Origin of the sequence: Isoptericola sp. BMS4, from assembly GCF_011634835.1 — a bacterium.
GTDB lineage: Bacteria > Actinomycetota > Actinomycetes > Actinomycetales > Cellulomonadaceae > Isoptericola.
The window spans coordinates 734,085-758,259 of the sequence record NZ_SIRP01000001.1 but is presented as its reverse complement, the minus strand read 5'-3'; the positions used below and the strand labels follow the sequence as shown (position 1 = coordinate 758,259).

General features: G+C 75.1%; 18 protein-coding genes, 1 pseudogene and 1 riboswitch. Of the genes and pseudogenes, 13 read left to right on the top strand and 6 right to left on the bottom strand.

The window, feature by feature from the left end:
* Positions 1-98 precede the first annotated feature (98 nt).
* The 4 genes and pseudogenes from EYB28_RS03300 (at position 99) to EYB28_RS03285 (ending at position 1,875) form a co-directional block, all read left to right on the top strand.
* A complete protein-coding gene (locus EYB28_RS03300; RefSeq protein WP_166844824.1) occupies positions 99-887 on the top strand; it encodes a GntR family transcriptional regulator in 789 nt (262 codons plus the stop codon).
* Positions 884-1,138, top strand: coding sequence for a PTS transporter subunit EIIB (locus EYB28_RS03295; protein ID WP_166844822.1), 255 nt, complete (start codon positions 884-886; stop codon positions 1,136-1,138). Before EYB28_RS03300 ends, EYB28_RS03295 begins: the two co-directional genes overlap by 4 nt.
* Positions 1,139-1,168: 30 nt before the next feature.
* Positions 1,169-1,411 (top strand): annotated as a pseudogene (locus EYB28_RS03290) (glucose PTS transporter subunit EIIB); the annotation flags it as partial.
* Positions 1,411-1,875, top strand: a complete 465-nt coding sequence (locus EYB28_RS03285) for a PTS glucose transporter subunit IIA (RefSeq protein WP_166844818.1) — start codon at positions 1,411-1,413, stop codon at positions 1,873-1,875. The pseudogene EYB28_RS03290 and the gene EYB28_RS03285, both read left to right, overlap by 1 nt.
* Positions 1,876-2,014: 139 nt before the next feature.
* Here EYB28_RS03285 and EYB28_RS03280 read toward each other — a convergent pair whose 3' ends face one another.
* From EYB28_RS03280 to EYB28_RS03270, 3 genes are all read right to left on the bottom strand, one after another.
* Positions 2,015-3,043 carry a hypothetical protein gene (locus EYB28_RS03280; RefSeq protein WP_166844816.1) on the bottom strand — a complete coding sequence of 343 codons (1,029 nt, stop codon included), beginning with the start codon at positions 3,041-3,043 and terminating at the stop codon, positions 2,015-2,017.
* Positions 3,044-3,134: 91 nt separating this feature from the next.
* Positions 3,135-5,648, bottom strand: coding sequence for a YhgE/Pip family protein (locus EYB28_RS03275; RefSeq protein ID WP_166844815.1), 2,514 nt, complete (start codon positions 5,646-5,648; stop codon positions 3,135-3,137).
* The gene (locus EYB28_RS03270) at positions 5,645-8,566 is read right to left on the bottom strand and encodes an efflux RND transporter permease subunit (protein ID WP_166844813.1); all 2,922 of its coding nucleotides are present in this window, start codon (positions 8,564-8,566) and stop codon (positions 5,645-5,647) included. Before EYB28_RS03270 ends, EYB28_RS03275 begins: the two co-directional genes overlap by 4 nt.
* Positions 8,567-8,748: 182 nt before the next feature.
* Here EYB28_RS03270 and EYB28_RS03265 point away from each other — a divergent pair, with 182 nt between their 5' ends.
* The 4 genes from EYB28_RS03265 (at position 8,749) to EYB28_RS03250 (ending at position 12,820) form a co-directional block, all read left to right on the top strand.
* Positions 8,749-9,420: a TetR/AcrR family transcriptional regulator gene (locus EYB28_RS03265; protein WP_166844811.1), complete on the top strand. Its 672-nt coding sequence runs from the start codon at positions 8,749-8,751 to the stop codon at positions 9,418-9,420.
* A gap of 107 nt (positions 9,421-9,527) precedes the next feature.
* Positions 9,528-10,664 (top strand): serine hydrolase, encoded by a 1,137-nt coding sequence (locus EYB28_RS03260; protein WP_166844809.1) that lies wholly within the window; start codon positions 9,528-9,530, stop codon positions 10,662-10,664.
* 4 nt (positions 10,665-10,668) lie between these two features.
* Complete coding sequence (locus tag EYB28_RS03255; RefSeq protein WP_166844807.1) at positions 10,669-11,454, top strand: MerR family transcriptional regulator; 786 nt, start codon at positions 10,669-10,671, stop codon at positions 11,452-11,454.
* A 117-nt stretch (positions 11,455-11,571) separates the two neighbouring features.
* A riboswitch (cyclic di-AMP (ydaO/yuaA leader) is annotated at positions 11,572-11,727 on the top strand.
* A 64-nt stretch (positions 11,728-11,791) separates the two neighbouring features.
* Positions 11,792-12,820, top strand: a complete 1,029-nt coding sequence (locus tag EYB28_RS03250) for a D-alanyl-D-alanine carboxypeptidase family protein (protein WP_166844805.1) — start codon at positions 11,792-11,794, stop codon at positions 12,818-12,820.
* Between the two features lie 124 nt (positions 12,821-12,944).
* On the opposite strand, the gene EYB28_RS03245 is transcribed toward EYB28_RS03250, so the two are convergent.
* The gene (locus EYB28_RS03245) at positions 12,945-15,041 is read right to left on the bottom strand and encodes a prolyl oligopeptidase family serine peptidase (RefSeq protein WP_166851608.1); all 2,097 of its coding nucleotides are present in this window, start codon (positions 15,039-15,041) and stop codon (positions 12,945-12,947) included.
* Between the two features lie 263 nt (positions 15,042-15,304).
* On the opposite strand from EYB28_RS03245, the gene EYB28_RS03240 reads away from it, so the two are divergent.
* A complete protein-coding gene (locus EYB28_RS03240; protein ID WP_166844803.1) occupies positions 15,305-16,540 on the top strand; it encodes an FAD-dependent oxidoreductase in 1,236 nt (411 codons plus the stop codon).
* Positions 16,541-16,544: 4 nt separating this feature from the next.
* Here the strand turns inward: EYB28_RS03240 and EYB28_RS03235 are convergent, their stop codons facing one another.
* A complete protein-coding gene (locus EYB28_RS03235; protein WP_166844801.1) occupies positions 16,545-17,912 on the bottom strand; it encodes a PLP-dependent aminotransferase family protein in 1,368 nt (455 codons plus the stop codon).
* A gap of 70 nt (positions 17,913-17,982) precedes the next feature.
* On the opposite strand from EYB28_RS03235, the gene EYB28_RS03230 reads away from it, so the two are divergent.
* Entirely contained in the window at positions 17,983-18,690 is a 708-nt protein-coding gene (locus EYB28_RS03230) for a pyridoxamine 5'-phosphate oxidase family protein (protein WP_166844799.1), read from the top strand.
* A 75-nt stretch (positions 18,691-18,765) separates the two neighbouring features.
* On the opposite strand, the gene EYB28_RS03225 is transcribed toward EYB28_RS03230, so the two are convergent.
* Entirely contained in the window at positions 18,766-20,850 is a 2,085-nt protein-coding gene (locus EYB28_RS03225; RefSeq protein ID WP_166844797.1) for a cytochrome c oxidase assembly protein, read from the bottom strand.
* A gap of 142 nt (positions 20,851-20,992) precedes the next feature.
* On the opposite strand from EYB28_RS03225, the gene EYB28_RS03220 reads away from it, so the two are divergent.
* From EYB28_RS03220 to EYB28_RS03210, 3 genes are read left to right on the top strand one after another with little or no spacing between them, the layout of a single operon-like run.
* Complete coding sequence (locus tag EYB28_RS03220) at positions 20,993-22,255, top strand: ABC transporter substrate-binding protein (RefSeq protein WP_166844795.1); 1,263 nt, start codon at positions 20,993-20,995, stop codon at positions 22,253-22,255.
* Positions 22,256-22,303: 48 nt separating this feature from the next.
* Positions 22,304-23,227, top strand: coding sequence for a carbohydrate ABC transporter permease (locus tag EYB28_RS03215; RefSeq protein WP_166844793.1), 924 nt, complete (start codon positions 22,304-22,306; stop codon positions 23,225-23,227).
* Entirely contained in the window at positions 23,227-24,171 is a 945-nt protein-coding gene (locus EYB28_RS03210) for a carbohydrate ABC transporter permease (protein ID WP_240930370.1), read from the top strand. The genes EYB28_RS03215 and EYB28_RS03210 overlap by 1 nt, the downstream gene beginning before the upstream one ends.
* Positions 24,172-24,175 lie beyond the last annotated feature (4 nt).

Below are 24,175 nucleotides of genomic sequence, written 5' to 3'. Positions count from 1 at the left end.
CCGGCGGGGCGACCGGGACGGCGACGACGTCGGCCCGGTTCCGGGTCAGCCGCCGACCCCGCGGTCGGCGGCACGCAGAGGCAGGACACGACACGACGATGGTCACGGCAGGGGCACACGGCGCCGAGCACAAGTACCTCGCGGTGCGCGCCTACCTGACCGAGCTGGTGGCGGGCGAGCTCGCGGTCGGCGACGCCGTCCCCTCCGAACGCAGCCTCACCGAGAAGTTCGGCGTGTCCCGCATGACGGTCCGCCAGGCCGTCGACGCCCTCGTCACCGAGGGCGTGCTGGAGCGGGTCCAGGGCCGCGGCACGTTCGTCGCCCCGCCGCGCGCCGACTTCGAGATGCGCCTCACCACGTTCGGCGAGGAGGCCCGCCGGCGCGGCCTCACGCCCGGCGCCGACGTCCTGGAGGCCGGGACAAGGCCCGCCCCGCCGCACGTCGCCGAGGCCCTCGACTGCGAGCCCGCCACCCCCATGCACCACGTGGTCCGGCTGCGCACGACCGACGGCAACCCGATGAGCGTCGAGGAGTCCTGGATCCCCGTGCACCTGGTGCCCGGCCTCCTCGACGACGGCGTCCCCGAGAGCCTCTACGGCGCCCTCCGGGCCCACGGGCTCGACCCGACATGGGGCGAGGAGACCATCACCGCCGCCGACGGCACCGACGAGGAGCGCGAACGGCTGCAGATGCGCGGCACCCACGCCGTCATGCGCGCCGCCCGGCGCACCTTCGGCGGCGAGGCCCCATTGATGTACTCCCGCGCCTGCTACCGCGGCGACCGCTACAGCGTGTTCGTCCCGCTGCGCGAGGCGCGGCCCACCATCGTCCCCCGCACCACCGGCACGCCCCGAGCCGGCCGCGTCTTCGAAGGGAGCCCCCGATGACCCAGCCCGACGACCCCGACGCACGGCTCGCCGCGGCCATCCTCGCCGGCCTCGGCGGGGTGGAGAACATCGAGGAGATCGACCCCTGCACCACGCGGCTGCGGTCCCTCGTCAAGGACCCCGCCCTCGTCGACAGCGCCGGCCTGCGGCGCGCCGGCGCGTTCGGCGTCATGACGCACGGACGGGTCGTCCAGGTGGTCCTCGGCCCCCGCGTCGACACCATCGCGTCCGACCTCGCCGACCTGATGTAGGCCCGGCCCTCCCCGCACTCCCCCGCACCACCAAGGAGCACCATGAGCAAGGCACAGCAGATCCTCGACGCCCTCGGCGGCGACGACAACATCATCGACCTCGAGCCGTGCATCACGCGGCTGCGCGTCGAGGTCGAGAACACCGACCTCGTCGACGACAAGGCGCTCACCGCCGCCGGCGCCATCGCCGTCGTGCGCTCCGGCGACGCCGTGCAGGTCATCGTCGGCCCCGAGGCCGACACCCTCGCCTCCGACATCGAGGACCTGCGCTGATGGCGGCGCCCCTCACCGTCCTGTCACCCGTGACGGGCACCGTCGTGGCCGTCGCCGACGTCGACGACCCGGTCTTCTCCGCCGGCCTGGTGGGCCCCGGCCTCGCCGTCGAGCCCGACGACGCGCGGGGCGGCGAGGCCGTCGCGCCGGTCACCGGGACGATCGTCAAGCTGCACCCGCACGCCTTCGTCGTCCAGCACGACGACGGCCGCGCCGTGCTCGTGCACCTCGGCATCGACACCGTGAAGCTCGGCGGCGAGGGCTTCACCACGCACGCCGCCGAGGGCGACGTCGTCGAGCGCGGCACCGTGCTCGTCAGCTGGGACCCCGCCGCCGTGCGCGCCGGCGGCCGCTCCGCCGTCTGCCCCGTCGTCGCGCTCGAGGCCCCCGTCGACGCCGTCGACACCCTCGCGCAGGTCGGCACCGCCGTCGAGCACGGCGAGGGGCTGCTCACCTGGGGATGACGCCCGGTCCGGGGTCTGGGGGTTCGTGTCGCGAGGCGTCCATCCGGTCGCTCGTTCCTCGCGACCTCCCGCCAGACCCATCCAGCCTCTCGACACGAACCCCCAGACCCCGGACCTCTGAGCGTGGGTGGCGGGGGGCTCAGACGAGCTCGACGCCCAGCGCCCCGAGGACGGTGCCGATCGGGTTGCAGTAGGTGAGGCCCGTGCCGTCGGAGCCGCCCGTCTCGGAGCCAGCGAACAGCAGCCCGATCGCGGTGCCGTCGGCGCGGTAGACGAGGGACCCGGAGTCGCCGCCGCGGGAGAACGGGCCGTCACCGAGGCTCTCGACCTCGATCTGGTCGTCGAACGACAGCGTCCCCAGCTCGGGGCCGTACCCGACGACGACGCCGTCCAGCTCGACGGCGGTGACCCGCCCGCGGGTTGTCGCGGTCGTGCGACCGACCTTCTCGACCTCCTCGCGGCCGGAGACCTCCGCCACCGACGTCACCGCCCCGACCGGGTAGGTGGCGTCGACCTCGATCCCGTCGTCGAGCAGGGCCAGCGCGGCGTCCACCGTCGCCGGCTCCCCCGCCGTCAGCGGGGCCACCTGCGCCAGCGTGCCCACCCGGTCGTCGGGCGCGACACCGCCGTCGGCCGGACCGGGCTGCACCACGACGTCGCCCGGCTGCGCCGACGGCGAGCCCGCGAGCACGTGGTAGTTCGACAGCGCGTACGTGCCCGGCTCCCCCGCGCGGCGCACGAACGCCCCGAGCGTGCCGGCGGTGACGTCCACGTGCGCGATCGAGACGCCCGGGCGCAGCGGCCGCACCCGCCCCGTCTCTCCCACGGCCTGCGCCGTCGCCACGGGGTGGCGGTTGTGGGCGCGGCGGGCCGCCGTGTGGATACGGCCGGTGCGCCGCACGTCGACGTCGTCGTCGCCGATCTCCGCGACCAGGCGGCGCACGAAGGCCCGGGCGGTCGGCACGCCCAGGCGGTACCGCACCGCGATGCGGTAGGTGCCGTTGCGCCGCGGCGCGATCCCCAACGAGAGCGTCGGAGCCCGCACGGGGTCGGCCTGCGCCTCGGCCCCCACCAGGTGCGGTGCGGGCGGGACGCCGTGGCTCTCGGCCAGGTCGCGGGCGAACGCCGCCAGCTGGTTCTTGGTCTCGCGCGCCGCGGTCAGCTCCATGCCGTGAGTCTGGTCCACGGGGCCGACACGGGCGGCCCGCCCGCCCGGCGCGTCGCCGCTCGCCCCGGGCCGGGCAGGCCGACCTCCGGCGTCAGGCCGGCACGAGGCGCCGGACGGCGACCCGGCGGTGCCGGACCGTCACCCACGCGGCGAGGGCGAGCCCCGCGAGGCCCCACAGCACCAGCGCGGCCAGCGCCGCCCCCAACCCTCCGACGCCGGGCACAACCACGGCCACCAGCGCGTCGCGCGCGGCGCCCACGGGCAGCAGGTCCACCGTGCTCTGCAGCACCGCCGGGACCGTCGCGATCACGCCGGTCGCGATGATCAGCACGGCGATCAGCAGGCTGATCCCGCGGCCGACGTTGCCCAGCAGCCCGACGAAGCCCTGGTGCACGGCCACGAAGGCCACCGAGATCAGGGCCCCCACCCCGATCGCGCCGGCCCAGCCGCCCGCGCCCAATCCCTCGACGCCCGCGAGGATGCCGCCGACCGCGGCCCCGGTGACGGCCGCCACGACGGCCGGCAGGGCGAACGCCGACAGCGCGAGCCGCACCGAGCCGTGCGTCGAGCCGAGCGCCCGCGCGGCGACCGGCGGGAAGACCGTCAGCAGGCCGAGCGCTCCGAGCCACAGAGCCACGACGGCAAACAGCGGCCCGGACACGCCCGTGCTCAGGCTGTCCGCGGACGGACCGCTCACCGGCTGCGCCACCACCGACGCGAGGTTCTGCCGCTCGCTGTCCGTGTACGTGGGGATCTGCTCGGTCGCCTCGCCCAGCCCGCCGGACAGGTCGTCCGCGCCGCCGGCGAGCTGGTCCACACCGTCGGCGAGGTCGCCCGCGCCGGACGCCAGGTCCTCCGTGCCCGTCGCGAGCTGCCCGACGCCGGACGACAGGTCGTCCGCACCCGACGCGAGCTGAGTGGCACCCGTGCCGAGCTGCCCGACACCCGACGACAGGTCCGACGCACCCGACGCGAGCTGCGTCGCGCCCGTACCGAGCTGACCCACACCCGACGACAGGTCCGACGCACCCGACGCCAGCTGGTTCGCGCCGGCCGAGAGGTCCGACGCGCCCGACGCGAGCTCGTCCGCGCCCGACGCGACACCGTCAGCACCGCCCGCGACCTGCGTCGCGCCGCCGCGGAGCGCGCCCAGACCGTCGGCGAGGTCGTGCGCCCCGCCCGCCAGCTGCGACGTCCCGTCGGCCAGGTCGTCGGCCCCGCCGGCGAGATCCGCAGCCCCGGCGGCGGACCCCGCGATCCCGGCTTGCAGCCCGTACAGGCCGGTGGGCCCGTCGTCGGTGCTCGGCTGCCCGGCCAACTCGTCCAGGCCGTCGACGAGCGGGGCAGCATCGGTCTGCATCGTCACGAGAGGCAGGAGGGTCCGACACTGAGCGGGTTCGGTGAGATCCGCGTTGCAACCGTAGGCCGTCGACATCTCGTCGACGTACTGGCCGATGCCGCCCACCAGGTCGGCCACCCCGTCGGCGGAACCACGCAGTGCGTCCGGTACGGGTGCCGACTCCCGTCGGAGCTCGGCAAGTCCATCCGACAGGTCGTGGGCGCCGTCGGCGAGGTCGGACGTCCCGCCGGCCGTCTTGTCCGCGGCCTTCGCGAGCTTCGTGGCGCCCGTGGCGCTCTCCTTCACTCCCCCGGCGACCTGCGAGGCGCCGTCGGCCACCTGCCCGGCACCGTCGGCGAGGTCGGACGCCCCGCCCGCGAGCCGGGACGCGCCGTCGGCCAGGCCCGCGGCGCCGGAGGCGACGCCCTGGGCGCCGCTCGCGGCGCTCTGCGCCCCGGACGCCAGGTCGGCGGCCCCGCCGGAGAGGGCGGTCGCGCCGCCGGCAGCGGCGGTCGCCCCGGACGCCAGGTCGGACGCGCCGCCGGAGAGCTGCGAGGCGCCGCCGGCGGCGTCGTCGGCCCCGTCGGCGAGCTGTCCCGCGCCGTCGGCGAGCTGGTCGGCCCCGCCCGCGGCGTCGTCGGCCCCGTCGGCGAGCTGGGTGGCGCCGTCCTGCGCCTCGCCGATGCCGTCGGCGAGGTCGCTGAAGCCGACCAGCACGTTGTCGACGTACGTCTCGGTGAGGCTCGACGACATGATGCCGGTGGCGGTCGACGCGACCACGCGGGCGATGGCGTCGTCGGCCACGCGCCCGCCGGGCGGCGTCGCGACGTCGATGGTCGCCTGCCGCGCCTCCGACGGGTCGCCGCCGAACGAGGTCGCGGCGGCGGAGAAGTTCTCCGGGATCGTGACGACGGCGGCGTAGGTGCCGTCGGCCAGCCCGGCGGACGCGCCGTCGGCGTCGGTGATCGTCCAGTCGAAGTTCGTGGTGCTGCCGTCGGTGCCGGCGGCGGACACGGTCGCGTCGTCGTCGGCGGTGTCGCCGCCGCTGACGAGCCCGGCCGCGAGCTGGCGCCCGAGCGGGACGGTCTGCCCGTCCTGCTCGACGGGCTCGTCGAGGTTCACGATGGCGGCCGGCACCTGGTCGAGCCGGTCCTGCGGGTTCCACAGCGCGGCGAGCAGCAGCCCCAGCACCAGGATGGGCAGCAGCGCCACGGCGGCGATGCGCCACGGGTCGCGGCTCGTGGTGGTCGCGGTCGTGGCGGTCATGCCCGCACCTCCTGCACGTGGGTCTCCTCGTCGGTCTCGCCGGGCGCGGTGCCCGGGGCGTGCTCTCGTGGGGCGGGCGGCGGCACCTCGACGCCCGACCGGCGGACGGGGGCGCCCCAGCCGGTGCCGAGGTCGAGCACCGCGGGCACCGTGCCGAGCGGCACCAGGTCGGTGGCTGCCACGGCGCTGGCGCCGAGCAGCACGGTCGCGCCGGCGGCGTGCGCCCGGTCGAGCGCCTCGACCAGCGCCTCGCGGGCGGGCCGGTCGGTCACCGTGTCGGTGCGGTCGACGACGACCACCGAGGCGCCGTCGCGGACGGCGGCGTCGACGGCGGGCGCCGGGTTCCGGCCCTCGGTCTCGGCGTCGACGAACGCGACCCGGCCGCGCACCGTCATCGCGCGCTCCGGCAGCACCAGCCCGGCGACCTTGACCGCCCCGGCGTCGGGCGCGGTGCGGCCGGCCAGCGCCAGCAGCAGCGCCGACACGGGAGCGGCGGCGTCGCCGTGCACGCACAGCGCCCCGCCCGCGGGGACCCGCATGCTGACGGGGCCGACGAGCGGCGGCTCGCCGGCGTCCGTCCCGTGGGGGCCGGCGACCTCGAGCCCGTCGGCCACGACGGCGTCGGCCCGGCCGTCGGCCCGGGGCCCGGGCCAGGAGGCGAGCCGCAGCTCCTTGGCGATCCCCTCACCCTCGACGTCGAAGCCGGGCAGGACCCGGTCCAGCCAGCGCGGGATCCACCATGCCCGGTCCCCGAGCAGCGCGAGCACCGCGGGGACCAGCACCATCCGCACGACGAACGCGTCGACGGCGACGCCCACGGCGAGTCCCAGTGCGATGGGCTTGAGCGTCATGTCGCCCTCGGGCACGAACGCCACGAAGACGCTGAACATGATGACCGCGGCGGCGGTGACGACCTTCGCGGCCCCCTGGAACCCGGTGCGGATCGCGCGGCGGGCGCGGCGACCGTTGTGGACGAAGTCCTCGCGGATGCGGGAGACGAGGAACACCTCGTAGTCCATCGCGAGGCCGAACAGGACGCCCATGAGGATGATCGGCATGAAGCTGATGACCGGGCCGAGCTTGGTCACGTGCAGGGCGTCGGCGAACAGGCCGTTCTCGAACACGAGGGTGACGGCGCCGAAGGCGGCGCCGACGCTGAGCAGGTAGCCGAGGGTCGCCTTGACCGGCACCCACACGGACCGGAAGACCATCATGAGGAGCACCAGCGAGAGCCCGACCACCACGAGGCCGAAGGGCAGCAGCGCCGCGCCCAGCTTCGCGGAGACGTCGATGCCGACGGCCGTGAACCCGGTGACGGACAGGTCCACGCCGTACTCGTCGACCCAGTGGTCGTGCATGTCGCGGATCTCCGCGACGAGCGCCTTGGTCTCCTCGGAGTCCGGGGCCCCGGTGGGGATCACCTGGATGATGCCCGTGTCGGCGGACTGGTTCGGGGTGGCCATGGGCACGTCGGCGACCCCGGGCAGGTCCTCGATCTCGGCCGCGAGGTCGTCCATGAGCCCGAGCGGGTCGGTGCTCTCGATGATGGAGCCGGTGACGATCAGCGGGCCGTTGAAGCCCTCGCCGAAGTGCTCCGCGACGAGGTCGTAGGTCTGGCGCGCCTCGTTGTCCTCCGGCAGGTAGCCGGCATCGGGCAGGGCGAGCCGCAGGTTGAGGGCCGGGGCGGCGAGCGCACCGAGCAGGACCACGACGACGAGGATCGTCGCGGCGGGCACCTTGGTGACGGCGCGGACCCAGCCGTCGAAGAATCGGTTCCGGTGCCCCGCCGCGGGGTCGGTAGGCGCCGGTGCCTGGGCCGGACCGCCGGCGGGCTCCTGGCCGGCGGCGGACTCCTGGCCGCCCGGCGCGCCGCGGGACCGGCGGCGCGTCCTCCGCTTCGGGCGCAGCCGCTCCCCGGCCACGGCCAGCAGCGCGGGCAGCAGCGTGAGGGACACCAGCACCGCCATGCCCACGGCCGCGGCAGCGGCGATGCCCATGATCGACAGGAACGGGATGCCCGCGACGCCGAGCCCCACCAGGGCGATCATGACGGTGAGGCCGGCGAAGACGACGGCGGAGCCCGCCGTCGCGGTGGAGCGCGCGATCGACTCGCGCACGTCCAGCCCGTCGCGCAGCAGCTCCTGGTGCCGGGAGACGATGAACAGGGCGTAGTCGATGCCGACGGCGAGGCCGAGCATGAGGCCGAGCATCGGCGTCGTGGAGTTGATGGCCCCGAACGCGGTGGCACCGAGGAGCAGCAGCATCGACACCCCGACGCCGACGAACGCGTTGACCAGCGGCAGCCCCGCCGCGACGAACGAGCCCAGCGTGACGATGAGGACCACGAGCGCCACCACGACGCCCACCGCCTCGATGAGGCTCAGGCCGGGCAGCTCGTTCGCGTACAGCTCGCCCCCGAGGGACGCCTGGGCCCCGGACGGCAGCGCGTCGTCGAGCTCGTGCGTGATGTCGGTGAGGGCGTCCTTGGTGCCGTCGCTGATCGAGAAGGCGTCTCCGTCGAGCTGCACCTGCAGGATCGTGGCCTGCTCGTCGTCGCTGACGGACGCGCTCATCTGCTCGTCGTAGGGGGTGGTGACCGCGGCGACCTCGTCGAGGTCACCGATCTCGTCGGCGGCGTCCTCGACCGGCCCGCGCACGGCGTCGTCGTCGACGGTGCTGCCGTCGGGCGCGACGACGACCACCTGCGCCGAAGCGCCACTGACCTCGGGGAACGTGGCGGAGAGCTGGTCCAGCGCGTCCTGGGACTCGGTGCCGGGAATGGTGATCGAGTTGTCGAACCCCTGGTACACGAGCCCGCCGACGCCGCCGACGACCGCGAGCACCAGGAGCCAGCCGACGACGACGAGGCGGCGGGCGTTCGCGGCCCAGCGACCGAGCGAGTAGAGGACGGAGGACACACGGGCTCCCGGCGGTCGAGACGGCGTTCTGCCACGACGGTGCGCGCCGGACGACCGGTGCGCGAACGCGCCCGCGGGCCGACGACACCATAGTCGATACGCCACTGTATCGGAAGGGTGGCGCGTTGGATACATCTGTGCATCGATAGACTGTGCGCCGACCACCGAGGAGGACCCCGCCCGTGCCGAACCCCAGCGACGCGCCCACGCCGACACCGGCCGACGGCGCCCCACCCACGGCGATCTCGCCGCGCCGCGAGCGCACGCGCGAACGCCTGCTGGACGCGGCCTTCGAGGTGTTCGCCCGCGTGGGGGTCCAGTCCGCCTCCATCGAGGCGATCTGCGAGGCGGCAGGGTTCACGCGCGGCGCCTTCTACTCGAACTTCGCGAGCAAGGAGGAGCTCTTCCTCGCGCTCACCGAGCGCGAGACCCGGGCCCAGCTCACCGCGCTCGAGACCGCCGCGGACACCGTCGACGCCGGGACCGTGACCACGCGCGACGGCCTGCGGGCCGCTGTGCGCACCGTCATCGCCTCCGTGATGCCCGACCGCGCCGCCAAGCGGTCGTGGAGCGTCATGGCGCTGGAGTTCGAGATGCTCGCCCTGCGCGACCGGCAGGTCGCCGCCCGCTACTCCGAGCAGCAGCGACACCTCCAGGCCGAGCTCGCCGACGTGCTCGTGCGCCTCACGGACAGCCTCGGCCTGCGGTTCGCCGTGGACGCCCAGGTCGCCGTCGACCTGCTGCTCGGCGCGCACGAGTCGGGCCAGCGCACCGCCATGCTGTCCGGCGCCGACGACGAGCGCCCCCACGTGCTCATCGAGGCGCTCGTCGACCTGCTCGTCGTCCCGGCCTGACCCGAGCACGACCCCGGCCCTTGACCATGACCTAGGGTCAGGGTGCACTGTCGGCCCCGGCGGCGCGGACGAGCGTCGCGCACCGACGGCACCGAAGGAGCGGGACCTTGTCTCTCACCACCCCGGACCACCCCGGCACCACCACCCCCGAGCGCCCGGAGCTCCAGACGATCCTGGACGAGATCGTCGCGTCCGGCATCACCGGTATCACCCTGCGCGTGCACGACGAGCACGGCGACTGGACCGGCTCGGCGGGAGCCGCCGAGATCGGGCACGACGCCCCGCCCCCGGTCGACGGGCACGTACGCGTCGGCAGCAACACCAAGACGTTCGTCGCGACCGTCGCCCTCCGGCTCGTGGACGAGGGGAAGGTCGGCCTCGACACCCCCACGACCCACTACCTGCCGGAGCTCGGGATCGACCCGCGCGTCACCGTCCGGATGCTGCTGCAGCACACGAGCGGCATCTTCAACTTCACCGGCGAGTACTACCCCGACGGCACCGTGGTCGCCGGGATCCCCGCGACCACGGCGGGCAAGGAGTGGGTGGACCACCGCTTCACGACGTACGCCGCCGAGGACCTGGTGCGGCTCGCGCTCTCCAAGCCCGCCCGCTTCGAGCCCGGGACCGACTGGAGCTACTCCAACACCAACTACGTGATCGTGCGCCTGCTCGTCGAGAAGGTCACCGGCCGGCCGCTCGCCGACGCGGTGCGCCGGCTCGTCGTCGAGCCGCTGGGCCTGACCGGCACCACGCAGCCCACCGACGAGACCGCCCTCGCCGAGCCGCACGCGCACGCCTACTACCGCTACGAGGACGGCGGCACCGAGCACACCGTCGACGTCACCGAGCAGAACCCGTCCTGGATCTCCAGCGGGGGCGACATGATCTCGACCTCGGCGGACCTGCAGACGTTCGTCGTGGCGCTCGTGACGGGGCGCGTGCTCCCCGCGGGCCTGCTGGACGAGATGCTCACCACCCGCACCACGCCGATCCCCGGCATGGGCTACGGGCTCGGCGTGTTCGTGCAGGACCTCGGCCCCGACGGCACCGTGGTGACGCACAACGGCGGCGCCGCCGGGCACGCGGCGCTCATGTACAGCACCCCCGACGGCCGGCGCAGCATGACCGCGACGCTGAACTACGTCGACGACGCCGCCATGACGCTGGCGGTACCGTTCCAGCAGGGCTCGCAGCGCCTCGTGGACGCCGTGTTCCGCACCGCCGGGGCGCAGGCAGACTGAGCGGATGAGCAGCGGGGTCACGATCGGCCAGGCCGCCGCCTACGCCGGGGTCACGGTGAAGGCGGTGCGCCACTACCACAAGCTCGGGCTGGTCCCCGAGCCCGAGCGGGACCACTCCGGCTACCGGCGCTACGGGTCGGCCGAGCTGCTCCGGCTGGTGCAGGTGCGCACCCTCGCCGGCGCCGGGGTCCCGCTCGCGGAGGTCGGCGCGCTGCTCGACGCCGACGACGCCGCGTTCGCCGCGGAGCTCGTCGACGTCGAGCGGCGGCTCACCGCGCAGATCGAGGAGCTGGTCGCCCGCCGCCGCACGCTGCGCCGGCTCGCGGACGGTGCCCGCACCCTCCTGCCCGAGCGGGCGGTCGCGCTGCTGGAGCGGATGCCCGGGCTGGGCTTCGGCCCCGAGGAGGTGGCCGCCTCCCGCGAGGGGCTGGTCCTGGCCCGAGCCCTCGTGCCCGAGCGTTTCGACGAGCACCTCGCGCACGTCGAGCACGCGATCCAGGACCCGGAGTTCGTCGCGCTGAGCCGCCGCGGGGCCGAGGCAGCGACCTGGGCGCCGGACGACCCGCGCATCCCCGCCCTCGCCGCCGAGATGGCGGACCACTACCTCACCCACCCGGAGCACCTCAGGATCGTGACGGGGCTCCAGGCGCGCAGCGACACCAGGGCGCGCTACCGCGTCGTCCGCGACTTCGGCTCCGAGGAAGGCACCGCCGGGGAGCGGCTCGTCGCCCTCGTCGAGGCACGGCTCGGCGAGGCCGGCGTCCGCATCCCCCGCCCCGACGACGGCTGAGCGATACCGTCACCCGCCGTTATCGTTTCGTGACATTCGCGCCCGGGTCGGCTACATTTGTGCGCACGCTCGCGACAACGCGAGCGGTCCGTGCGGACGCCGAGCCCTGTCACCGCCACGGACCGTCCGACGACACCCATGACAGGGACGGGGGACCCACCTTCGGGCGCTGCGGCGTCCTCGGGGTGAAGCCTGGCGGACGATGTCCGCCGGCCGGGTCAGTCTCCGACCCGAACCCGACAGCTCACCCCGCAGGCGTCCTGGAGATCACCATGACGACGTCCCGCGGGCGCGCGCGCCCTCCGCACGTCCGGGGCGGCCCGGGCAGGGCCTGCCGATGAGCCGCACGAGCGACCAGGACGGCCTCACGACCTCGTCCGGCAGGACCGGGCCGTCCGGCAGGCGCCGCCGCAAGGGCCGCCATGCCGCGGACGCGGCTCCGCGCCCGACGAGCCCGGCCGTCGTCCCGAGGCGCTGGACCCGGAGCCTGGGCGTCGGCCTGGCTGTCGCCGTCGCGGCGACGAGCTCGTTGACGCTCACGAGCTCGGGAGCGACGGGCCCCCTGCACGGCGGCGCGGCCGACGGGGCGGCACCGGGCACCGCGCCGACGCCGTCGCCGGGCGCCGCGGCAGCGGCGATCGACCGCCGCGGCGGCGCGTCGCGGACCGCCGACCGGTCCGCCGTCGGCACCACGACCGGTACGGCCCGGGCCGCGGCCGGCGGGCTCGTCGTCCCGGACGACGTCTCCATGTCGACGCAGCCGGGGCAGCCGGAGCGGAAGGCGCCGGCCGCGAAGATCACGTCCGCGGCCCAGATCGAGGCGGCCGAGGCCCGGGCCGCGGCCGAGGCCGCAGCCGAGGCGCGTGCCGCCGCCGAGGCCGAGGCGGCCGCCCGGGCCCGGGCGGAGGCGGAGGCCGCTCGCGCGGCCCTGCCCGGGTGCGACGGGGAGGCCGCCGGCGCCGGGACCAACGGCGAGGTGCCCAGCAGCGAGCTGTGCGTCCTGTGGGACGGGAGCACGACGGTCCGGGCGGACGCCGCCGTCGCGCTGGCGCGCCTCGACGAGGCGTACACCGCCGCGTTCGGCGAACCGATCTGCCTGAACGACGGCTACCGCAGCTACTCGGAGCAGGTCGCCGTCAAAGCGGCCAAGGGCTACCTCGCGGCCACGCCCGGTACCTCGAACCACGGGTGGGGCCTGGCCGTCGACATCTGCGGCGAGTCCTACGCGGGCGAGCGGTGGGACTGGCTCGCGGCGCACGCCCCCGAGTACGGGTGGGACAACCCGGAGTGGGCGCGCACGTCGAAGTACGAGCCGTGGCACTGGGAGTACACCGACGCCGTGGCCCAGGTGGACGACGCCGGCTGAACAGGCCGCCGGGGCGAGGGGCCCGTGGTCGCGAGGCTGGCCGGGCCTGGCGGGAGCCGCGAGGGACGAGCGGCGGATGGCGCGCCTCGCGACACGGGCCGCTCGCCCCGGCGGCGGCCCACCACTACAGGTAGTCCGGCAGCTCCGGCTTCTCGTCGAGCACGTGCTGGGCGAGGAACGCGTGCACCACCTGGTACCAGACCTTCGCGTGCTGCGGGGAGAGCACCCAGTGGTTCTCGTCCGGGTAGTACAGGAACCGGTGGTCGGTGGTGCCGTCGTCCGCGGCGGGCAGCCCGGACCTCGTGAGCAGCTCCTGCCACAGCCGCAGGCCCTCGCCGATCGGCACGCGGTAGTCCTTGTCGCCGTGGATGACGAGCATCGGGGTGCGGATGTCGCCCACGAACCGGTGCGGGCTGTTCGCCTCGGCCATCTCCGGCGTCATCTCGCGCTGCCAGTAGTAGCCGTGGTCGGTGGTGGGGCCGAACTGGTCGAGCGCCCACAGGCTGGCGTGCGTGACGACGGCGCGGAAGCGGTCGGTGTGCCCCGCCACCCAGTTCGTCATGTACCCGCCGAACGACCCGCCCATCGCGGCGGTGCGGGTCGCGTCGACGTCGTCCCGCGCCTCGGCGGCGTCGGTGACGGCCATGAGGTCGGTGAACGGCGCACCGCCCCACTCGCCCCAGCCGCGCTGCACGAACTCCTGCCCGTACCCGGTGGACAGGGCGGGGTCCGGCAGCAGCACGGCGTACCCCCGGGCCACCATCAGCCACGGGTTCCACCGCCACGACCAGGCGTTCCACGAACCGAGCGGGCCGCCGTGGATCCACAGCAGCAGCGGCGCCGGGTCGGTGGCCGACGCGCCGTGCGGCAGGGCGAGCCAGGCGCGCACGCGGGCGCCGTCGGCGGCGGTCGTCTCCACCTCGGCGAGCGTGCCGGGCAGCTCGGGCGGGGGCACGGGGCCGCGCAGCGCGACCGCCGCGACCGGCGTCCGCTCCCCCGGCGCCCCCGAGGCCACGAAGGCCGCCAGGTCGATCCGCACCGGCGCGGACGGCGCCGCGTAGCTGGTGCGCAGCGCGTAGACCGCGCTCGCGTCCGGCGCGACCCGCACGTCGGTGAACGTGGCGTCGTCGGCGGTGACCCGCTCGACCGTGACGGCCGCGCCGTCGGCGGCGCCGGCCGGGCCGCCGTCGAACGTCACGAGGAACACCGGACCGCGCCCGCCGGAGTCCGCCGTGACGAGCAGGCCGCCGCCGTCCGGCAGCCAGGCGACCGACGTGGGCCAGCGGTCCCAGTCGTCGGCGAGGATCACGGGCTCGGCGCCCGGCTCGTCGAGCCCGACGAGGCCGAGCCGGACCACCGGGGCCTCCTCGGGCGTCGTGATGCTCTCCACCCCGTAGGCGACCCAGCGGCCGTCCGGGGAGACGGCGGGATCCATGACCTCGGCGTCCGGGTCGTCGACGAGCGTGCGCCGCTCCCCCGTCGCGGTGTCGACCGCGACGAGCGTGGTGCGGGTCGCCGCGCCGGGGTCGGCCACGGTCCAGGTCGTCACGAGCGTGCCCCCGTCCGGGGCGAGGTCCGCGGCGTGCTCGAACAGCTGCCGTCCGGCGCCGGTGAGCTGCCGCAGGTCGAGACGCCCCGCGGGCGTGTCCTCGGCAGCGCCCTCCGCGCCGTCCTCGGGCGCCGGGAGCGGGCGCGCGGGCTCGTCGCGCAGCCCGGCCGTCGAGGCGACGAAGCGGCGGGCCTCGTCCGGGCCGAGGTCGTGGTCCCAGTGCCGCACCGGGTACCCGGTGTGCAGGATCGCGCTGACCTTGCGGTCGGTGCGCGCCGTGCGGAGCCGGGCGTCGGCCGCGAGGTCGTCCGCGGCGGGCAGCACGTCGGCGCCGACGGAGACGACGTCGGCACGCGCGGCCGCGAGCGGCCCGCCGACTCCGCCGGGCGCCGTCGCCACGACGCGCGCCTCCCCGCCGCCGGCGGGCAGCAGCCAGAGCGCCGGCTTCGGGTCGTCGTCCTCGGCGCCGTCCGGGTCGGGGCGGGCCGACGTGAACAGCAGGTCGCCGCCGGAGGTGAAGACGGCGGACGACTCCCCCTTCGCGCTGCGGGTCAGCCGCCGCGCGGGTACGCGGCCCTGCGGATCCACCTCCCACAGGGCGGAGACGTACCCGGTGCGCTTCGCGTCGAGGGTCTGGACGGTCGTGACGAGCCGCGCTCCGTCGGGGCTCATCGCGAGCCCACCGGTGCGCGGTAGCGCGAGGTAGGCGTCGAGGTCGTGGAAGTCGGTGTCCGGTGCGTCCGTGGTTGCCGTGTGCTGGGTCACGTCCCGTGTCTACCACCCACCGCCCACCTCGTCTCCCGTATTGCCTGCCGGGCCCGTCGTGGTGCGCCGGGGCGGCCGTCGCGGAACTCCCGGTGAACAGTTCCTGAACTTGTTCTCGGAACGGCCTCGAACGGTTGAGCCCCGTCGTCGCGATCAGGCACTGTCTCGTCGTGAGACCGCCGTCACCCCGCACCGCACACCTGCCCCCGTTGCCCGGCGCCGTCGACCTCGTCGTCGTGGGCGCGGGCGTCGTCGGTCTGGCGCACGCCGTGGAGGCGCACGCGCGGGGCCACTCGGTGCTGGTGCTGGAACGCGACGCCCGGGCGGGCGGCGCGTCGGCGCGCCGCGCCGGGCACGTGGCGGTCACCACCCAGCACGCGGCAACCCTGGCGTGCGCGCTCGCGTCCCGCGAGCGGTGGCTCAAGCTCGGCCGGGAGGCCGGGTTCTGGGTCCGGGACACCGGCGCCGTCGTCGTCGCCCGGGCCGCCGACGAGCTCGCCGTCCTCGACGACCTCGTGGCCGCCCGCGACGGCGACGCCCACCTGCTGGACGCCGCCGCGACGGCGGACCGGGCGGGGATCGACGGCGACGGCGTGGTGGGCGGCGCGTTCCTGCCCCTCGACCTGCGCCTCGACCCGCACGACGCGCTCGGCGCGGTCGCGGCCTGGCTCGACGCCCAGCCGCGCGCGGACGTCGCGCGCGGCACCACCGCGTGGACGTTCGAGCCGGGCAGCGGCCGCACCCTGGTGCGCACCTCCCGGGGCGACGTCGTCGCGCGCCGCGTGGTGGTCGCCGTCGGCGCGGAGCTCGACCGCTTCTACCCGGGCGAGACCGCCCGGGCCGGGGCACGGCACGACGTGCGCCAGGTGCTGGGCGTCACCGCCCCTGCCGGCCCGCACGGCGCCGTCGACGACGCCGCCGCGCCCGTCGTCCTGGGCGGCACCACGCTGCTGCGGGAGTCGGCGTACGCGCACAGCCCGTCGCTCGCCGACGTGCGCGAGCGCCTGCGCACCACGGCCCCGGGCCTGCTCGACGCGGACGTGCACCTGACGTTCTCCCGGCGTACCGGGCCCGCCGGGCCCACGCTGGTGCTCGGCGACGCCCACCGGCCGGCCGGCGAGGCCGCGGACGGTCCGGCGCCGGACCGCGACCCCGCCCGCTCCGAGGCGGCGGACGCCCTGCTGCTGCGCGAGGCCGAGGCCCTGCTCGGCACCCGCCTGGAGGTGCGGTCGCGGTGGACGGTCCCCGACGTGGTCATGCCGTGGCCGCGCCGCGGCCCCTTCGCCGGGACGCCGTTCCTCGTGACCGACCCGGTGCCCGGCGTGACCACGGTGACGGTGGCCGGCGGCCTGTCCACGACGACGGCGTTCGGCCTGGCCACGAAGGTCGTCGACGGGCTCTTCTGACCGGTCAGGGCACCGGCTCGCCGGCCAGCCCGGCACGGACCGCCGCGAGCGCGCGGTCGAGCTCGGCGTCGGTGAGCCCGCCGAAGCCGACGACGATCCCGGTGGTCGTGGCGGTGCGGCAGTAGTCGGACAGCAGCGGCAGGTCGAAGCCCGCGCGCCGGGCGGCCGCGTGCGCGCGCAGCGCGGCGTCCTGGTGCGTCAGCCACGTCGAGTACATGCCCGCCGAGGTCGCCGCCGGGGTGGCGTACGGCGCGAGGACGCGGGCCACGCGGGCCGCCCGCGCCGCGTACACGCGGCGCGCGGTGCGCACCGTCGTGTCGAGCCACCCGTCGCGCAGCAGCGTGAGCAGGGCCCGTTGCGACGGCCAGGACGCGACGTCGTGCACCACCTCGCGCCGCGCCACGACGGCGTCGAGCAGCCGCGGTGGCGGCACGAGCCACCCGATCCGCAGGCCCGGTGGCGCCGACTTGGACGCCGTGCCCACGTAGGCGACGTCGTCACGTCCCAGGCTGGCGAGGGCGGGCACGGGGGCGACGTCGTAGCGCAGCTCGGAGTCGTAGTCGTCCTCGAGGACGACGGCGCCGGCGTCCCGGACGGCGGCGAGGAGGGCGAGCCGGTCACCCGCCGGCATGACCCGGCCGAGCGGATGCTGGTGGGCCGGTGTCACCGCGACGGCGGCGAGCCCCGTCACCTCCTCCGGGCGGGGCGCCCGCTCGGCGGGCAGGTCGACGACGGCGCGGCCGGACTCGCGCACCGTGGCCACGGTGGCGCGGTACCCCGGGTCCTCGACCCCGACGGCCCCGGGCGGCAGGACGGCGAGCATGTCGCGCACCCCGGCGGCGGTGCCGGCGGTGACGACCACCTCGTCGGGGTCGACGACGAGCCCGCGGGTACGTGCGAGGCGCGCGGCGAGCGCCTCGCGGAGCTCGGGCAGGCCCCGCGGGTCGCCGTAGCCGCGCGCCGGGGTCGCGGCCGAGACCTCGCGCCAGGCGCGGCGCCAGCCCGCGCGGTGCCGCGGGTCGATCCAGGGCTCGCCGGTGGAGAGCCGCACGAGGTCGGGCCCGGGGTCCGGCGCGGGACGCGACGGCACCGGCCCGCGGTGGGCGGCCTCGGACGCGACGAACGTGCCGGCGCCCCGGCGGGCCGCCAGCCACCCCTCGGCGACCAGCTGGTCGTAGGCCTGCTCGGTCACGGACCGGGCGACGCCGAGGTCGGCGGCCAGCGCCCGGGTGCTGGGGAGCCGGTCGCCGCGCCGCAGGGTGCCGCCGACGACGAGCTCGCGCACCTGCGCGGAGAGCTGCACCCCCAGCGGGTCGGGGGCGGTGCGGTCGAGCCGCACGGGCAGGGCGGTCGTCGTGCGACGGTCGGGCATCGAAGTGTCCTGTCGTTCTGGTCGGAGATTGGCCCGTGACGGCAGGCCACCGTGGGCCGAGGGTAGCCGTATGGACGTGCTCACCGACACCACGCAGGCCCCGCTGTCCCCCACGCCCCGGACCACCGTGCGGCGCGGCCGCAAGCGCGCCGTGGAGGACCGCGCGGCGCTGCTCGGGCTCCTCGCGGACGGCCTGGTGGCCCACCTCGGCGTCGACGTCGGCGACCACCCCGTGGTGCTGCCGTGCGCGTACGCGGTGGACCCGGGCGGGCCGGACGACGGCGGCACGCTGTACGTGCACGGATCGGTCGCCGCGCGGTGGCTGGCGGGGGCCACGGACGCGACGGTGTGCGTCACGGTGACCGAGCTCGACGGTCTGGTACTGGCGCGCTCCGGGTTCCACCACTCGATGAACTACCGGTCCGCCGTCGTCGTCGGCACCGCCCGCCTGGTCACGGACGAGGGCGAGCGGGCCCGCGCGCTCGACGCGATCGTCGACCACATGGCCCCGGGCCGGTCCGCGACCCTGCGCCCGGCCACGCGCAAGGAGCTCGCCGCGACGGCGGTGCTCGCCGTCCCGCTGCACGAGGCGTCGATGAAGCGGCGCGACGGCGGGCCCGCGGACGACCCGGAGGACGTGGCCGCCGGCGGCTGGGCCGGGCACGTGCCGGTGCGGCGCGCGTTCGGCGCCCCCGTCACGGCGGCCGACGCGAGCGCCCCGGTGCCGGAGCACGTCGCGCGGGTCGAGGGGCGCGCCGCGTCAGCCCTCACCCGCTGACGCTTTCGTTCGGCGCTCCGGTCCTCGATCGGTCCCGCGAGGTGCCGAGCAAGTACCGGAGTGCCGGACGAGACCTCACGGGGTGCGGCGGTCGGGCGACCGGTCGGCCTGCTCGGCCCGCTCGTCACGCTCGGCCATCCGGGCGAGCATCGCGTTGTACTCCACGAGCTCGGCGTCGCCGTCGCGCTCGGCCTTGCGGTCGCGGCGGCGCGCCTCGCGCTCGTCGGACTTCGTCCACTGGACGGCGACGGCGATGGCGAGCGCGAGGGTCGGCAGCTCGCCGATGCCCCACGCGATGCCGCCGCCGCGCTGCTGGTCCTCGATGGCGCTGTCGCCCCAGGGTCGTCCCATGTTGCCGAACCAGTCGGCGACGAGCAGGGAGGTGCCCGTGGTGAGCACCACGCCGAAGAACGCGTGGAACGCCATCGTGGCGAACAGGAGCAGCAGGCGCTGCGGGTACGGCGGGCGGTGGGGCCCGGGGTCGATGCCCACGAGGGCGTTCGCGAACAGGTACCCCACCAGGGTGAAGTGGATGATCATCCACACGTGCCCTGCGTGGTTCGTCAGCGCGAACTCGAAGGCCGGCGTGTAGTAGAACGCGATCATCCCGCCGGCGAACAGCACCGCGGCGACCACGGGTCGGGCGAAGAACTGCCCGACACGGGACTGCACCAGGCCCAGCACCCACTCCCGCGGGCCGCGGGAGCCGTCCTTGCGCGCGGGGACGGCGCGCAGCAGCAGCGTGACGGGCGCGGCGAGCACGAGGAAGAGCGGCACGAGCATCGCCAGCGTCATGTGCTGGACCATGTGGCCGCTGAAGATCACGTGGCCGTAGACCGTAGGAGCGCCGCTCGTGGTCCACAGCATCACGAGCATGCCGAGGCACCACGACACGGTGCGCCCGACGGGCCAGGCATCGCCGCGGCGGCGCAGCCGCAGCGCCCAGCGCACGTAGACGACGACACCGGCGACGCACGCGAAGGCGAAGACCGGGTCGAGGCTCCACTCGGTGAACCAGCGCGCCCCGGTCGGAGCCGGAGGCAGTGGCTCCCCGGTGAGCTGGTAGGCCGGCGAGACGTCCACCGGCACCTCGTCGGGCACGGGCGGTGCCGTGGACCCGAGCGCGACGGCGACGCCGGAGACGGCACCGATGAGCAGGAGCTCGACGGCGAGCAGCCGCCAGTACAGCCGCCGCACCGGCCCCGGCCCGCTCGCCCGCCGGATCCGGTCCACCACCCACATGCGGTGGGCGAACCCGCACCCGCCGAGCGCCACCATGAGGAGCACCTTGATCAGCATCAGCAGGCCGTAGTCGGTGAGCAGGTCGCCGATGGACGCCATGCGGATCCACGCGTTGAGGACGCCGGAGATGCCGACGGCGGCGAAGCACCAGCCCGCGATCGGGGAGTAGCGCGCGACGGCCGCGGCGGCGACCCGGCCGTCGGGCCGCTCCGGGTCGGCGGGGGCGAGCACCACCACGAGCAGCGCCCCGAGCCCGCCGACCCACAGGGCGGCACCGACCAGGTGCATGAGCATGGCGCCGACGGCGAGCTCGTGGTCGGCCGCGCCGGCGGCGTGCCCCGTGGTGGACTGCGCGGCGAGCGCCGCCAGCGGGAGGGTCGTCGTCCACAGCGCGCCGACGGGCCCGCGGACCGCCATCGCGCAGGCCGACGTGAGAGCGGCGACGACGATGATCGCCAGGTAGAGCTTGCCCAGGTCGAGCTCGGAGACGAACTGGGCGAGCCCCTGCCCGAACGCGGGCGAGGCGGGCGAGGTGCCGGAGATGTTGGCGTAGCGCAGCACGAGCTGTGCCACGGCGGCGAGCGCCCAGGCCGTGGCCGCGCCCCCTGCCGTGGTGAGCAGGCGCGACTGCGCACGTCCGGGCGGGACGAGGCACGCGGCGGCGACGAGCGCGCCGAGGGTGACGGAGACGGACAGCTCGGTGAGCACGGTGGCGGTCGGCAGGCCGTACCGCACGAGGGCGCCCGGGTCGCTGAACCCGCCGAGGGCCGCGAACGCGCCGGAGAACGTGCCGCCCAGCAGGACGGCGAGGACGGCGACGAGCACGGCGCCCGGCCCGGCGGCGACGAGCCACCAGGGGCGCGGCGGCACGCCCGGGGTGCCGCCTGCCCGGGGGGCGTCGGTGGCGGTGGAGGTCACCGGTCCAGCCTATGGGCGCCGGGCACCCGCTCCGGACGCCGCCCGGTGTGACGCTGTGCCGGCACTTCCGTTCCCAACGATTATCGATTAGTGTCCTCGACGAGGTTCCCTACCCGGTCGTGCACCACCGAGAGGATCAACGATGATCAAGCACCGCACCCTGGCGACCGTCGGCACGCTCGCGGCCGCCGGCCTCGCCCTCACCGGCTGCGCCGGCTCCGACGACGGCGGCGGCACCGCGGACGGCACCACCGAGCTGCGCATGCTCGTCAACGTCACCCCCAACCTCACCGAGGAGTTCTGGAACGGCCTGGTCGCCCCGTTCGAGGAGGCGAACCCGGACATCGACGTCGTCATCCAGAACCCGGGTGCCGAGGGCGTGACCGCCGCGCTGCCCCGCCTGCTCACCGCGGGCGACGCGCCCGACGTGGTGCAGTCGACGCCCACCGTCGAGATGGCGCCCGAGCTGGTCGACCTGTCGGGCTACGACTGGGCCACCTCCGCTCCCCTCGCGGACCAGTACTCGATCGACGGCAAGTACTACATGGCCGGCATCGGCTTCCAGCTGCAGAGCCTCTGGTTCTACAACAAGACGGCGTTCGCCGAGGCCGGCATCGAGGAGGTCCCCACCACCGTCGAGGAGCTCACGGCCGCGCTCGGCAAGCTGAAGGACGCCGGCTGGACGCCGGTCCAGACCGGCGGCGACTGGATGACCAGCCACTCGCTGCAGGCACTCGGCCTACCGACGATCGTCGCCGACGACCCCGACTGGTACGCGCACATGAGCGCCGGCGAGGCCACGTTCTCCGAGAGCTACGGCCCGGCGGTCGAGACGTACGCCGACTGGGTGGCCGAGGGCTACGTCCCCAAGGACTCGCTGGGCATCAAGTACCCCGACGCCGAGCAGGCGTTCCTCTCGGGCGAGAGCGCGGTCTACCCCATGGGGAGCTGGTTCGCGGGCACCGAGGCGAACGCCACCGACCCGGCGGACATCGGCGTCTTCCGCGCCCCGGCCTTCGAAGGCACCTCCGGGCCCGCGATGGGTGCCAACGTCGCCAGCCCGTACTCGATCCTCAAGGCCAGCGAGCACCAGGACGCCGCCGCGAAGCTCGTGGAGTTCCTCGTGACCGACCGGACCGCCGTCGCCGACCAGCTCGCCGTCGACGGCAACTTCCGCGACGGCTACGACTACGAGATGACGGACCTCGGCTCCGAGCTGCAGCAGATCGTCGCCGACACCCCCGCCGAGGACTACACCCCCACCGGCCAGGGCTACGGCGAGCGCACGCTCCCCGACGGCTACTCCGACGAGATCAACGCGCAGACGCAGGCGCTCATCGGCGGCACTCCGGCCGACGACGTGCTGTCCGCCATGGACGACTGGTTCGCCGCCACCACCGGTTGAGCCGGAGCGGAACCACGGACCCGGCCGACAGAAAGGACTGCCTGAGGCATGCATAGCTCCCTCACGGTCGCGCCCGCCCGCCGCCGCCCGGCGGCGCGGGTGTGGCGCGACCGGCTCCCCGGCATCGTCATGGGCGGCCCCGCCGTCCTCGTCTTCGTGGCGATGTTCATCGTCCCGATGATCCTGGCGTTCGTGCTGAGCCTGACGGACTGGAACGGCTACAGCCTGAACTTCACGTTCATCGGGTTCGAGAACTACACGGAGGTGTTCCGCAACCCGCGCACCGTGGACGCCGCGATCTTCACCGCCGTCGTCGCGTTCTTCGGCACGGTCCTGTGCAACGGCGTGGGCCTGGCGCTCGCGGCCCTCATCGCGGGGCCAGGGCGCACCAACACGCTGATGCGCACGATCTTCTTCTACCCGTACATCATCAGCGCGCTAATCATCGGGTTCCTGTGGTCGGCAATCCTCGCGCCCGAGGGCGCCGTCAACGAGCTGCTCGGGCACCTCGGGATCCCGGCGGTGCCGTTCCTCACCGAGGTGGGCTTCGCCAAGGCGAGCGTGATCCTCACGATCGTGTGGTCGCACTTCGGCTTCAACATGATCCTGTTCCTCGCCGGCATCAAGTCGGTGCCGACGGAGTACTACGAGGCCGCGACGGTGGACGGCGCGTCGAGGTGGCAGCAGTTCCGCGCCGTGACGCTCCCGCTCATCGCCCCCGTCTTCACGGTGAACCTGGTGCTCACCCTGGTCGGGCTGCTCAAGGTGTACGACGTCGTGCTCGCGCTGACCGACGGGGGCCCCGCCGCCTCGACGCAGACGATCGTCTACCAGATCCTCAAGGACTCGTTCGCCCAGTCCCGGCTCGGCTTCGGGGCGGCGCAGGCCGTGATCCTGCTGCTCGTCACGGCCGTGCTCGGGCTCGCCGTGACGTTCGCCCGTCGGGGCGCGGAGAAGAAGGTGGCCGCCTGATGCCCTCCCTCACCACCCGGTCGACGCCTGCGCCCGTCGCGGACGGCGCCCCCGCCGCCGCGCGGGTCGCCCCGCCGCCGCCCGCGCGCCGCCGCACGACGAAGGTCCGCACCCCGCTGACGGGCCGCGTCGTCAAGTGGATCGTCCTCGGCGCGACGGCGCTGGTCATGCTGGTGCCGCTGTACATCATGGTGATCAACGCCTTCAAGCCGCAGGAGGCGATCATCTCGTCGCCGCTGGCGATCGGCCCGGACACGTTCAGCCTGGAGTACCTGCAGGCCGCGCTCACCAGCGAGAAGTTCAACGTGGTGCGCGCGTACGGCGTCACGCTGCTGTTCGTCGCGCTGGTCAACCTGTGCGGCATCGCCCTCGCCGCGCCGGTCGCGTACGTCATCGCGCGTGGCCGCTCGAAGTGGCACCTGGGGCTGCTGCTGCTGTTCGTGTCCGGGCTGTTCATCCCCGGCCAGGTGACGCTGATCCCGGTCGTGTTCGTGCTGCGGGTGCTGGGGCTCATCAACACGATCCCCGGCTTCATCCTCTTCGAGACAGCGGCGACGCTGCCGGTGACGATCTTCCTGTTCGCCGCCTACCTGCGCACCGTGCCCCGCGACATCGACGAGGCCGCGGCGCTGGACGGCGCGGGCCGCATCCGGGCGTTCTGGTCGTGCGTCTTCCCGATCATGCGGCCGGTCGTCGCGACGATCGTCGTGCTGAACTCCATCAGCGTGTGGAACGACTTCGTCAGCCCGCAGATCATCCTGGGCCCGAGCTCGGGCATCTACACGGTGACGACCGGCGTGTACGCGGCGGTCGGCGAGTTCTCCACCGACTACACGACGGTGTTCCCCACGCTGCTGCTCGCGGTCTCCCCCGCGATCGTGTTCTTCGTCGTCATGCAGCGGCACATCATCGGCGGCCTCGTGGCCGGCGCGACGAAGGGCTGACGCG

Coding starts and splice junctions, on each gene's coding strand:
- EYB28_RS03300 (WP_166844824.1), top strand. CDS start 99: ATGGTCACGGCAGGGGCACACGGCGCCGAGCACAAGTACCTCGCGGTG.
- EYB28_RS03295 (WP_166844822.1), top strand. CDS start 884: ATGACCCAGCCCGACGACCCCGACGCACGGCTCGCCGCGGCCATCCTC.
- EYB28_RS03285 (WP_166844818.1), top strand. CDS start 1,411: ATGGCGGCGCCCCTCACCGTCCTGTCACCCGTGACGGGCACCGTCGTG.
- EYB28_RS03280 (WP_166844816.1), bottom strand. CDS start 3,043: ATGGAGCTGACCGCGGCGCGCGAGACCAAGAACCAGCTGGCGGCGTTC.
- EYB28_RS03275 (WP_166844815.1), bottom strand. CDS start 5,648: ATGACCGCCACGACCGCGACCACCACGAGCCGCGACCCGTGGCGCATC.
- EYB28_RS03255 (WP_166844807.1), top strand. CDS start 10,669: ATGAGCAGCGGGGTCACGATCGGCCAGGCCGCCGCCTACGCCGGGGTC.
- EYB28_RS03250 (WP_166844805.1), top strand. CDS start 11,792: ATGAGCCGCACGAGCGACCAGGACGGCCTCACGACCTCGTCCGGCAGG.
- EYB28_RS03245 (WP_166851608.1), bottom strand. CDS start 15,041: ATGAGCCCCGACGGAGCGCGGCTCGTCACGACCGTCCAGACCCTCGAC.
- EYB28_RS03235 (WP_166844801.1), bottom strand. CDS start 17,912: ATGCCCGACCGTCGCACGACGACCGCCCTGCCCGTGCGGCTCGACCGC.
- EYB28_RS03230 (WP_166844799.1), top strand. CDS start 17,983: ATGGACGTGCTCACCGACACCACGCAGGCCCCGCTGTCCCCCACGCCC.
- EYB28_RS03220 (WP_166844795.1), top strand. CDS start 20,993: ATGATCAAGCACCGCACCCTGGCGACCGTCGGCACGCTCGCGGCCGCC.
- EYB28_RS03215 (WP_166844793.1), top strand. CDS start 22,304: ATGCATAGCTCCCTCACGGTCGCGCCCGCCCGCCGCCGCCCGGCGGCG.
- EYB28_RS03210 (WP_240930370.1), top strand. CDS start 23,227: ATGCCCTCCCTCACCACCCGGTCGACGCCTGCGCCCGTCGCGGACGGC.